Here is a 12,457-nt window from a genome sequence, read left to right on the forward strand (position 1 = left end):
TTCCCAAAATTTAGTTCCCTGTTTCCAGATAATTATTTATCTCTTCCACAGACTTTTCTGCCAGTCCCAGGTTTTCCAGGGTAAGACCGCCGGCATAGAAATCTTCATTGTCATTGAGCACGGAAGCCAATGTCAACAGTGCTTCTACTACAGGTGTCTTAATGCCAAAATTCTTGGCAATAGAAAGCAGAAGGCTGTTTCCGGCATGTGCGTCCTCTATTACATAGCGGTCATGGACACCCTTTACCGGTCCCGACAGAACACGGAACTGAGCCAGCTCCGGATGTTTTGGATACTCTAACAGAGAGTAAATCTGACCTACAGCACGTGTTCTCTGATATCCCATTTTATCCATCACGCTTTCGCGTTCATTTTCTACTGCATCAATAACCGTTGCTACTGATGGAGACATACCGTCCTGATACAGGCGGAAATCATTCATTGTCTCCATTTTGGACGTATTCATCAATGTTCCTGCAAGATGAATCGATACATTCGGGGAACTTAATGTTGCCTGAAATACGTTTTTAATTGCATGACATGGATATACCTTGGAAAGTCCGGCAACAAGCGCATCATTATCACAAGCCGGGAATGCCGCTACTGGTTTCTCAGCATACGGGAACGCACAGGTTACTGTTGTCGTATCAACCAGACGGCAAGGACCAATATTCCCCTGCATTTCACCTACAACAACCTTCTTATCCCCTAATTTCTTCTTCAACGTGATGGACGCACAGTTTCCTGCTGAGAAGCAGACCGTCTGCCCCTCTCTCAGATAAGGCGCAATCCAGTCTGAGATTGACTCATGGCGTTTTGCCATAGCCGAAATCAATACAACCTCTGCATTCTTCAGCGCTTTCTCTACATCAAATGTAATCTCATGGATTACTGCGTGCCCTGTCCCGCAATTTCCAATCAGATTCATTTCATTTCCGGCTTTCTGAATAGCTTTCAGACGTGTACCATGCCATTCCTCGTCACAGATAGTGACCTCATGACCTTGAATCGTCAGGTAGGTAGCCATGAAAATAGCTGTACCGCCGCCTCCTATCACTGTTACTTTTGTTGCCTTTCCCATTGCCTTACTCTCCTTTTTTTATATTATAATCATAGTACTCTCATAAATTACTACGACTATTTCATGTTTATAACGTGCCTCAAACAGACATTTTTCAAATTGGAGAATTCAAAGCTACTTCTTCAAACGTATACCAGAGCTCTTATCAGTCTAAAAATTTTGACAGGAACAAATGACCAGTGTGCTCTCCTACTCGTTTCAACGCGGAATAGAGTAAAACCTGCGTCGTTGAAAAGAATGGAACCGGAATCATCTTTTCCAGTTCTTTTCCGATGCCTGAATTTAAATCTAACATCGGATGGTCAAAAACCACTGCATCCACATCCGAAAAATCTGCCGCTTTCAAATGCTCCATCATATCTTCATAGCAAATATTAACCACAGTATAGGGGTTCGTTTCCATAGTCTCCGACATATTAATACTCTGAACTACACTAATATCCATATTTTCAAAAAACATTCTTTCTAACAGACAGAATTCATTAGAAAAAATCGATACAATTGCAATCCGTCTGGCTTTAATCTGCCGCAGCACTCTGACCATTTCAGATGATGGCATTAAAGCCGGAATTCCCGTCATCTGCTGCAACGTGTTAACTAACTCATTTCCTCTGATACAACCTCCAAGGAAACTTGTTATTGCAATAACATCCGGCTGTGCCTCCATCAAAAGCTTTGCTGCATCCGGACATTTTCTGGTTACCTCCAAAAAACCATTATAAGACACTTCTCCAAAAGGTACCCGGGTCGTGGTAATCTGAACCTGATCCGGTACATTTTTATGAAATTCTTTTTCTATGGAAGCGCTCGCTCCCATTACAATAAGACCAATCAATGCTGTTTTTTTCTGCTGTAACATATGGTTCCCTCCTTGAATAATATAATTAACCTTCTACATTGTATCACAATCATTGCGGGAACCCTAATGCTTTACTTTTTATAATTTTAATATAAGCAACTAGTGTGCCAACTTTTTTCTATCAATTTTTTTGTGTATTTATGCCAATATCTTTCCGCATTTTTCCGAGATTTTAGCACTATTTTTGTACATATTGACAATCTATACCATATGTATTATAATTAATATTACAACTTTAATATTAATACTATTTTTATATTCTTATTATTGGAGAATTTATGGAAAATAAAAAAGAAAAAAGAGCAGATAAAATATATCAAATAATTTCAAAGCATTCCCAGAACTTAGAACTTTCATATCTAGAAACAGGACTTGTGTTTCTTCAAATTCAGAATATTGCGCGGGAGACAGGCATTACACCGAACAATGTAAGTCTGGAAAGTAAAAAACTCTATGAATCCGGGTGTCTGATACGGATTGGAAACCGCCCTGTAGCCTACGCTTCACTTGTTCATATAGAAAATCTTCTGGGCCGCACCGTAGAAACACGATTCTTCCCCAGTGTTGACAGCTTTATCCAATATTGTCTGCCAAACCAAGAGACTTATCATACACAGTCAGGTCTTCATTTAACAGAATCTTTTTCCGACTCCTCCTTTGAGCATATCATCGGGTGCAGAGAAAGCCTTTCCACTCCCATTAAACAGGCAAAGGCTGCTATGCTCTATCCGCCCCACGGTCTGCATGCCCTGCTTACCGGTCCTACTGGAGCAGGTAAAAGTATGTTTGCACGGGCTATGTATGATTTCGCTTCCAGAAGCGGACGAATTCAGGCTGGAAAATCCTTGATCACTCTGAACTGTGCAAACTACGCGGATAACCCGCAGTTGCTTATGTCACTCTTATTTGGTTATGTAAAGGGAGCTTTCACCGGCGCCGAACGTGAACGAAAAGGGCTGATCGACCAGGCTAATGACAGTATTCTCTTTCTGGACGAAATTCATCGGCTCAGTCCCGAAGGTCAGGAAAAACTTTTCCTCCTTATGGATCAAGGTGTATACAGCCGTCTTGGACAAACAGAACAGGAACACCGTGCCAACGTGCTTATTATCGGAGCAACCACCGAAAATCCATCTGAGGTCATGTTACATACATTTTTACGCCGAATGCCTGCACAGATATCACTTCCCGCCTTAAGAGAGCGCACCATTCATGAACGTCTGCAGCTGGTTATTTTCTTCCTCTGGAAGGAATCTCAAAATATCCATCTGCGTATTTCAACCCATTCCGCTGTAATTAATGCACTCTGCTCCTATGAGTGCAGCGCAAATATCGGTCAGCTTTCTTCTGATATAAAATTAGCCTGCGCCAACGCTTATTTTGATTATTTATCCGCAGTAAGTCCTTCCATGCTTGTGCATCTCAGACATCTGACCGAGCAGGTACACAATGGACTTTATATCATACCTACAGAAAGCAGCAAGATCCTGGATCCTATTTTAAAAAATGAACAGTTGGTCATTGACGGCTCTTCTCCCTTTCAGCAAAACCTGAAAAACTGCATCCGTGAGCACGATGATTTATGGGGCAGCACCACTATTTAAATATACATCCAAAAATTTCCCCTATAGACATGTTTTCCTGCCAGCGGATGTTTTATCACATACTTTACAGCAAAAGGCTCATGTCCTGATCGGACATGAGCCTTTTGCTGTAAATAATATTTTATAGCGATTCTTTCATTTCTTTCCGTTCAAAGCTCCCCCTGATACCAAGTGCTTCCCGATATTTTGCCACCGCCCTTCTGGATATCGGTATCCCCTTTTCATCAAGCATTTCTTTTAATTTCTGGTCACTGTAGGGTTTTGCTTTGTTTTCATTTTCAATCCATTTGCAGATCATATCTTTAATTTCCTGCGCGTTCATTTCCTCCTTCGTTCCATTTTTTACTACAGCAGCCGAAAACATATCTTTTAATAAAACTGTCTTCTTCGGAAATTGTATATATTTCCCCTTAACCGCCCTTGAAATCGTAGACGGATGCACTTCCATTTTTTCAGCAGCATCTGCCATCGTCATTGGTTTTAAATTTCCGCAATCTTCCAGATAATCATTTTGGAAATCCACAATCAGGTTCGCCAGGTTGAGCAGCGTCTCTCTCCGCTGTTCGACATTTTTCATAATGTATCTTACTCTTTGAGCTTTTTCCTGAAAGTATCTCTTCAGCTCCTTGTCCTGTGTTTCCTCCATCATCCGCAGATAATAGTCACAAATCTGATAATTTCCAATCCATGAATCATTCAGTATAATCTCCCACTTCTCTTCTTTTCTGACGATAATATCCGGAACTATATATTCTGTGTCCCTGGTTCCAAAGCCTCTTGCCGGTCTGGGATTCAATGTTGAGATCAGTAGTGCACATTTTCGCACCTGCGCCGTTGAAATATGCAGAAGCCTTGAAATCTTCCCTATATTCCCATCTGCCAGATCTTCCAGATGGTGCGCAATAATATTCTCTAATTCCGGAAGTTCTATTTTCATAGATTTTACCTGATACAACAGACATTCTTCCAAATCGGCGCTAAAAACGCCGATTGGTTCCAATTGCTTTAACTCCTCCAGACATTTTCTGATTTCTCCAACAGAAGCTCCGCACTGCACCGCCATCTCTTCTACAGGCATCGTAAAATATCCGCTGTCTTCGATACATTCTATCAGATATGTTTTTATTCTGATTGTGTTTTTATCATCAATTCCAATCTTAAGCTGACTTTTAAGATACTCCCGTAAATCTACCGATTCTTCTATCTTCTGATTCCATTTCCCATCTTCACTCGATGGTTGTACGGCATTGGAGAACAATGCGCTTTCTCCTGTACCATCTGTATGCTCCAGCATAGGATTTTCCAAATATTCAGATTGAAGAAATGCCTCCAGTTCAACATTATCCATTGTCAGAATTTCCAGCGACTGGATCTGCTGATGTGTAAGTATCTGTTTTTGTTTTTGTAACATCTGATAATGCTGTTCCATGCAAATCTTCTCCCTTTTATCTCACGGTACGTCTCAAACAGTCTTCCTATTTTCTTTGGTTTCTATTTTACCACCTTTTCTACTTCCTGTAAATGGACCATCACCTAAGTTTCACCCTCCAGGTTTTCCCATCACACATTTTTACGGAGTTTGCAGCAAGTGCAAACTCCTATGCTGAACTGTAACGTTACTGTGCACAGTAACCAGAAAAAGCTTATTGATCCACCACACATAAAATCCACTTTGTGAACTCCTGTTTTATTGAATCAATAAGCTTTTTATTTAAAATTCTATTATCACTTTGAACAAATCTCCGTCCAAATAGAGCTTGAATGTTCCGCCCTGCATCTCGGTCAGATCTCTTGCAATAGACAGTCCCAGTCCGCTGCCCTCCGTACTTCGTGACACATCGCCGCGGATAAATCGTTCAGTCAGTTCCTCTGCATTGATATTAAGAGGATTCTCAGAAATATTTTTCAAAGAGAATTCCACTCCGTTTTCTTTGACCCTCAAATCCGCATAAACGCGGGTTCCCGTCATGGCATACTTTGCCGCATTGTTGAAAATATTTTCCAGTACTCTCCACATCCGTCTGCCGTCCACATGGACGATCGCCGGCTCCTCCGGAAGAGATGCGACTACCGTCAGATTCTTTGCTTCCATCTTCTCGGAAAATTCTCCGATCGTCTGGTTTACCATCTCTACCAGATTGACATCCATCATCTCCAGCGTGATATTTCCGCTGCTTACCTTAGATGCTTCCACCACGTCTTCGGTCAACGTCTTCAGTCTTTGTGCCTTTGCCTCCAGAACCTCCAGATACCCTTGAATCTTTGGATCGTCCAGATTCTCCCGTTTCAGCAGATCCACATAATTAATGATCGATGTAAGAGGAGTCTTGATGTCGTGGGATACATTCGTGATCAAATCCGTTTTCAGCCGCTCGCTCTTCATTGCCGCCCCCACCGCATTGTTCAGTCCATCTCCGATACCATTGACCAGTTCTGCCATCTCACGGCTTTCCCCATGTACCTTCTCAAGCGGGATCTGATAATTCACATTCCCAGAAGCAATTTCCTGAATTCCCTTGCGTATCCGATCCTTATCAATAGCGCTTCGGATAGTAAGATACAATGCTCCGAGTTCTGCCGCAAACATCAGCAGCATAATAAATCCATTCCCACCTGCCAATATCGCCAGCCAGTGAATCAGAACAAATCCGCCGATCAGAAGAAGCGACCGCAGGCACACACTCCGATGTCTCCAGAGCTTACTAAAGATTCGGTACACCCAAACTATCACACTATTTTTCCAGATTGTTTTTCCCTTGATCCTGCGCACCAGACTCAGGTAACCGGTCAGAAAAAGTATCATCGTACTGCCTACATAGCCCACGATCACCAGTGCGTCCGCAGCCGTCATAGAAAATGTATAATAAACATATCCCGCATGGTACTGATTCATCTTATAAGGCATCGATGTATAACCGAGCCCTGTCCAGTTCGCTCCCAGAAACCATGTTATCCCAATCCACGGTATGATAACTGCCGCTGCGCCAAGCCCAGTCTTCCATCGGTCGAATCCATTGAGATGCAGTTCTTCATCGTTCATACGCCGTCCGGCAATCACAGTCAGCCAGACCAGAGAAACCATCAGCAGAATTCCGCCAAGAATGATAAATATTCCCGCATTGCGCAGATATGGCGCATATTTCCCATATTCCTTTGCGCTTACATAGAAAATATCCTGTACCGGATATTCTGTATCCACTGCCGCGGCAAATATATATTCTCCGTCTGCTCCATAGGCTGCCGGCACTCCCCGCCACTCGGACGCATCCGCATGCATGTTGCTTTCAAAATCCGCCAGCTTCGGCTTCACGACTACATATTTCCCCGCTTTCTTTATTTTCTCAATACTTGCTTCCACCTGTTCAAATTTCTCATACGCGCCGTTATTTGTATAAACGATCTTGTGTTCTTTATCCACGAAAAGATATTGGAAGTTTGTATTGCCCTCAGCCCACATCTCATCAAATACTTCATACTGCTCGAAATCCCATGGAATATTTGAAACCGCGCTTTCCAATGCAACAAATACATTTTCCAGTTCTCCATTCAACTCCGGCGTTTTATTTACCACCTCCAGAACATTTTCTGCACCTACAGGCTTCACTGTCTCGACAATTCCCGGCTGGAAAGGCCAAAAGTCCCCGTAAAGCATCTCTCCGTCTGGATTCAGTATCTGTATTCTTTCTCCATAATAACCCATCGGTGAATACCCGCCCTCCAGCGCCTGAATTACATTTTGAACCAGATCTTCTTCATAATAACTTTCACTCTCTTCTGCAAAAGCAGCGTTAAGCTTCAGATCACCTTTTTGTAATAAATCTTCAAATTCATCAAGATAATAATAGTAATATGCTCCGTCCCGCTTCTTACAAACCACGATAGTTGTATCAGCATAGTTCTTGCCCGATTCCCATTCAACCAGTTCACCCAGTTTATAACTCAGCCCGGACACATTTTCGCCGCTGATCTTCCCATTTTTATAATATTCCATTATATCCACAACACGACCCGGATCATATTTACCGTCCATTATCTCAAGAGACCGTTTGGACACGATGCCGTCCATCACATTGTATGAAACATCCCGCATACGTTCTTCAAATGCAGAAGACTCCTCATACGCATTCTCCTGAAATCCCATCAGATTGTCGGAATTCACGATTCCCTCTCCCTGATTTCCCAAAATCAGCACCGAACTCAGGCTTACAACAATGGCAGACACAACCGCTGCTCCTATAAGCCCCGCTTTTACCGGTATGCTTCTATACCATTTCTTCATAATATACTCCTTTACATTTTCTCAATCTTGTATCCCACTCCCCAGACCACCTTCAAATATCTCGGATCCTTTGGGTTGATCTCTATCTTCTCCCGGATATGACGGATATGTACCGCCACCGTGTTGTCTGCCCCGATCGCATCTTCATTCCAGATTGATTCGTATATCTGATTTATCGAAAATACTCTCCCTTGATTCTTCATCAATAATAATAAAATATTGTATTCGATCGGCGTCAGTTTCACTGCATCGCCGTCCACGGTCACTTCTTTTAAATCATCGTTGATCCGCAGACCGCCTACTTCATACACCTTCTCTGCGTTCTCCTGCTTTGTACCGCCGAATTTTGTGTATCTCCTCAACTGAGATTTCGCCCGTGCCACAAGCTCCAGTGGATTAAAAGGCTTCGTCACATAATCATCGGCTCCTACATTTAATCCAAGAATCTTATCCACATCCTCAGATTTTGCCGACAATATGATAATCGGAATGCTGTGCTTCTCCCGGATTTTCAATGTTGCCCGGATACCGTCCAAACGCGGCATCATCACATCTAAAATCAACAGATGAACCTCCTCCGTCTCCAGCACTTTAAGCGCCTGCTCTCCATCGTATGCCTTCAGAATGTGATACCCCTCCTGACTCAAATATATTTCAATTGCTTCTACGATTGCTTTGTCATCATCACATACTAATATATTGTACATTTCTCATCACCTCCCTTACAGTATACATGATATCAGTGAAAATTTAAGGAGTATTGGGGAAAATCTTATGAAATTATTAATTCTTTAAAATTCCTATAGATTCGAGCCTTATGTACAGAGCTGACAATGGCGGTTTTATGGGATTTTTCGATATTTGATACATTAAGAAAATGGTCTTTATTTACTCAACTAGTGCTTTACTAGTGTTACTCCCCCTTAAGCTACTAGTGCTACTCTACTAGTGTTACTGCTTGCCGATCGAATGCTGCTTCTCCGAATTGGCAGCAGTACGTTTTACAGCATCACATTTATAAACATTCCTTTTTTAAGGTGTCTAAAATGTCTTGATAGCCTGTAGCTCTACTTCACTTGTCCATGTCCGTTGGAAGTCTGCAACACCTACATGATGCACCGGTGCAGCAGCCAGGTACTGCTCATAATATGCCCGGTACTTCCGGCTGCGTCTCGGTAACCTCAATGTCCGCATTGCCTTATCGCTTATATTCCGTACATATTCAGCAGATACCCCCTGACGCTCCCCGGTCTCCCTCAATGTCAGCCCGTCCATATACCGCCGCCGGATAACATGCGCCTGATCAGCCGGAAGAGAATCTATTGCAATCCACAATTCACGCTTCATGGCTTCCCGGTCGAGCCGCCGGACGCATTCATCTTCAAGGTCCTCACCAGATGCAACAGTATCCCCAAGAGTCAAGTCCTCGCCCTCTTCTCCTATCGGTGCGCTCAGGCTCTGTATCCGCTCCATTCCGGCATCTTCCTGCAGCCTGCGCAGTTTCTTGCGGCTCACCCCCAAAAGGGCGCACAGCTCACGCTCAGATGGTTCAGAGCCATAATACTTGAGGTATTCCCCTGATATCCGCTTGTATTTCTGGATGTCCTGTCTTGCATGGCTCGGAATCCGGACAACATTACCGCAGTTATCAATATAACGGATCATGCCCTGCCGGATCCAGAAAGCAGCGTAGTTGATAAATGGGATGCCCTTTTCTGAATCATAATGCCGCACCGCTTCACACAACCCCAGATACCCTTCCTGTCTCAGATCGTCCATCTCTGCATGACCGGAATACTTCAAGGCAATCTTTGATATAAAGCCTTTATTCTGCTCCCACAGGGCAAGCATACGCTCAGCTTCGTTCTCATGCGCTCTGATCAGAGCTACCAACTGTTCATTCGTCATAGTGCGCCACCTTTCAAAAATACCCCAGACGCGAGGAAAAATCGTCCGGGGCACCTTTATCAAATTATTAGGTCATGTCTTATGCTGCAGGTTTGTTCTGCTGGTAGTAGATCGCCTTTTTCTTGTTATCCAGCACATGCGCGTCATATACAATACGTCCCTCAATCAATGTTCCGCTGATTCCCGGCGGATCCTGGTGTGTTTTGTAATCTGCTAACTTGGTGGGGCAGACTGTAGCGCACGGATGGGCTACCATGAAGCCGAAATCCTCCGGCACACGCTTAGATGATACTTTAATCACATTCATACCGTCCAGATTGGATATAACACCCTTTAATCGCATATCTTCCCCAACATTCGTATTCAATACAATCTCTCTGCTCTGCTTCATCAGCTGATACACTTCCGGCACTACTAAAAGCACCCGTCCTGTTTCATGCACCTCTGCATCATCAAGAACTGTGGTAGCCTTGATAATTTCCGTGTAAATGTTATCCGCTGTCAAAGTTACCGATTCCGGCTTAGTTCCTGCATTTTTACACATGTTACCATACACATATGAATCAACCTCGGGCACAACTACCTCCCTCAGCTGACGCGCCAGCGCCGAAGCTGCTTCAAGCGTTCTTCCTGTCTCGTCACTATCCAGCTTATCAATCACAAACGTGAAAGAGCGATCTTTTGTGATCGTCATTGATTGCGTGTTCGCTGTAAGATTTCCGATTGCCCCATAACGTGACCCAGTCGCCCCGGACTCGCTGCCATCACGGTCATAATCATTCATTGCAGATGTGCCAATCTTGTACACCTTTACCGTATACGCCCCTGTCCAGTCAAAATCATTATTTGTAAGAAGAGACTTCTTACTCTCTGCCTTAAATAGTTCATCAACATACGGCAGGTACTTCGTTACTAATTCTATTGCCATTTACCCAACTCCTATACTTTTAACCCCATAGCTCTTCGGATGTCATCGTCTTTAAAACCATTTCCGCCAGTAGGACCGACTGCGTTTAAAATCGGTTCTTTCATCTTCTGGGCATACGGGGCTATAATCTTTAAACATTTGTCAACGGTTTCTTTATCCAATCCTGCGAACTCATCAGCAAGCTCTTTGTCAAGCCCGGCATTTGCGACGGCTTCACGTACATATAACGCGCGTTCTCGCTTCTGCAAGTCGAGTTCCCGCTGATCCGGTTCATTCGTTGTCTTTGCCCTGGCAAGCCGCTCTTGGACAATGCGGTTCACTTCGTCCTGCGTGAAAGTCCTTTCGCCTGTCTGTACGGTCTGCTGCGGTTCCTGATTATTTACAGTATTTGTGTTTCCTTCCATGTTTCCACGTCCTTTCCCCGTTTAACGCCCGGTCGGCTCTTTGGTTACTGCCTAAATACGAAAGACAAGCAAATAAAAAAGACGCAAGAACAGCTATTAGTCATTTTTGACTATTAGTTATTCCCACGCCCTTGTAAAGGCTTACACACCAGAGAGGTAACATCTGTGTGCGGTACTCTATATTTATTCTATTTGCTCTAAAACAATTATATCACACTGACCTCCAACAAATCAACTACTTTTCCAATCACAATCACATCATTTCCCGCTGTTCCCCCGCTGTTCGATGCCAGATCCTCCCTGTTTCCTGATCTGTTTTGGTGCCGCTGTTTCACTGACACCATATGCCCTCTTATACTTCCCGTTTGACGGCTGTCTCTTCCATTTCTTCACTAATGGAGACAGCAGCCGGGTTATTCCGGCAAGCTCCTGATCGTCTGTATATGAAACCCTGATCCTTACGCTCATGTATGCCACCTCTTTTCGTTTGTTTTGGTAAACCGTTCGGCAACGTTGCGAACGTTCTCTTGTCCATGCCGCCCCGGTTCTGCTGTTGGCGCAGCTCCCCGGGGAGGGCAGCACGTGTTTTATTTCATTCTGATCAACAACGGTCTGCGCTGGTCAGTAAAGGCAAACAACTTCTGCAGATACTCTCTACACGCATCATGTTCCTTCCGGCAGATTAGAAGCACAATTTTCGTCATATTATATGTATCAACGTCCATCTTCAACAGCACTTCTACTGATTCAGCAACTATCTTGTTGAATTCTTCTCTATCTTTCATAACACTCTTCCTTTCGTGTTCAATTCATGTTATTATGTACCTGTCACATACCATCGCCCATAAGCGCGTATGTTGACATATACGGCGCCCTGTGGATGTTTTCATCTACGGGGCTTTTGTTTTCTGCTTATCCGGATTATCCACCAGAGAAAGTAACCAGCAAGGATTATTTTCCATAAATGAAAGCTCTCCCGTGGTAAAGGCAGCTTTCGGAACATACATTATATAAAACGTCCTCCATTCAACCGGAAGAGCAAGATTCTGCTCTTTAATTAATTTAGAGATTAATTTTTTATCTATGTATTTTCCGCACTTCTGTTCAATTTTTTTTGACATAATTTCATCTTTTTTAATTTGTTCATCGTTTGCCTTGCATGGCATTTCCCAACCTGTTATTTTTAAAATATCCTCTGTAAGTATTCCACCTATAAACAAATCTTCTCTACCTAAATAGGCACATGAACACAAAACACGAAAAACTCTTAGAGGAAAACTCATCATCCGCATTGTATCTGTCATTAACCCCTCTTTGTCGAATGGATCTGTATGTTCATAATATTCACACATAGTCTCCAACCATCTATTCCAAATTTCCCTAGATATCTTCAT

General features: G+C 43.2%; 12 protein-coding genes. 1 reads left to right on the forward strand and 11 read right to left on the reverse strand.

All coding sequences use genetic code 11. From position 1 onward, the window contains the following. Positions 1–10: 10 nt before the first annotated feature. On the reverse strand, positions 11–1,081 hold the full coding sequence (locus NFS18_RS00610; RefSeq protein WP_251386634.1) for an NAD/NADP-dependent octopine/nopaline dehydrogenase family protein: 1,071 nt from the start codon (positions 1,079–1,081) through the stop codon (positions 11–13). 145 nt (positions 1,082–1,226) lie between these two features. Then, entirely contained in the window at positions 1,227–1,940 is a 714-nt protein-coding gene (locus tag NFS18_RS00615) for an aspartate racemase/maleate isomerase family protein (protein ID WP_251386635.1), read from the reverse strand. Positions 1,941–2,218: 278 nt separating this feature from the next. Between NFS18_RS00615 and NFS18_RS00620 the strand changes: the two genes are divergently transcribed. Beyond that, positions 2,219–3,544, forward strand: coding sequence for a sigma 54-interacting transcriptional regulator (locus NFS18_RS00620; protein ID WP_251386636.1), 1,326 nt, complete (start codon positions 2,219–2,221; stop codon positions 3,542–3,544). Positions 3,545–3,665: 121 nt separating this feature from the next. Here the strand turns inward: NFS18_RS00620 and rpoN are convergent, their stop codons facing one another. From rpoN to NFS18_RS00665, 9 genes are all read right to left on the reverse strand, one after another. Next, a complete protein-coding gene (gene rpoN / locus NFS18_RS00625; protein WP_251386637.1) occupies positions 3,666–4,973 on the reverse strand; it encodes an RNA polymerase factor sigma-54 in 1,308 nt (435 codons plus the stop codon). A gap of 282 nt (positions 4,974–5,255) precedes the next feature. After that, positions 5,256–7,823, reverse strand: a complete 2,568-nt coding sequence (locus NFS18_RS00630) for a sensor histidine kinase (RefSeq protein WP_251386639.1) — start codon at positions 7,821–7,823, stop codon at positions 5,256–5,258. 11 nt (positions 7,824–7,834) lie between these two features. Next, entirely contained in the window at positions 7,835–8,530 is a 696-nt protein-coding gene (locus NFS18_RS00635; RefSeq protein WP_251386640.1) for a response regulator transcription factor, read from the reverse strand. A gap of 334 nt (positions 8,531–8,864) precedes the next feature. Beyond that, entirely contained in the window at positions 8,865–9,731 is an 867-nt protein-coding gene (locus tag NFS18_RS00640; protein ID WP_251386641.1) for a sigma-70 family RNA polymerase sigma factor, read from the reverse strand. A gap of 79 nt (positions 9,732–9,810) precedes the next feature. Then, complete coding sequence (locus NFS18_RS00645; protein WP_251386642.1) at positions 9,811–10,659, reverse strand: hypothetical protein; 849 nt, start codon at positions 10,657–10,659, stop codon at positions 9,811–9,813. An 11-nt stretch (positions 10,660–10,670) separates the two neighbouring features. Beyond that, entirely contained in the window at positions 10,671–11,063 is a 393-nt protein-coding gene (locus NFS18_RS00650) for a hypothetical protein (RefSeq protein WP_251386645.1), read from the reverse strand. A 258-nt stretch (positions 11,064–11,321) separates the two neighbouring features. Continuing rightward, complete coding sequence (locus NFS18_RS00655) at positions 11,322–11,531, reverse strand: hypothetical protein (RefSeq protein WP_251386649.1); 210 nt, start codon at positions 11,529–11,531, stop codon at positions 11,322–11,324. 119 nt (positions 11,532–11,650) lie between these two features. Then, entirely contained in the window at positions 11,651–11,848 is a 198-nt protein-coding gene (locus NFS18_RS00660) for a hypothetical protein (RefSeq protein WP_251386650.1), read from the reverse strand. 105 nt (positions 11,849–11,953) lie between these two features. After that, a complete protein-coding gene (locus NFS18_RS00665) occupies positions 11,954–12,457 on the reverse strand; it encodes a hypothetical protein (RefSeq protein ID WP_251386651.1) in 504 nt (167 codons plus the stop codon).

Origin of the sequence: Mediterraneibacter agrestimuris, from assembly GCF_943193195.1 — a bacterium.
GTDB classification, from domain to species: domain Bacteria; phylum Bacillota; class Clostridia; order Lachnospirales; family Lachnospiraceae; genus Schaedlerella; species Schaedlerella agrestimuris.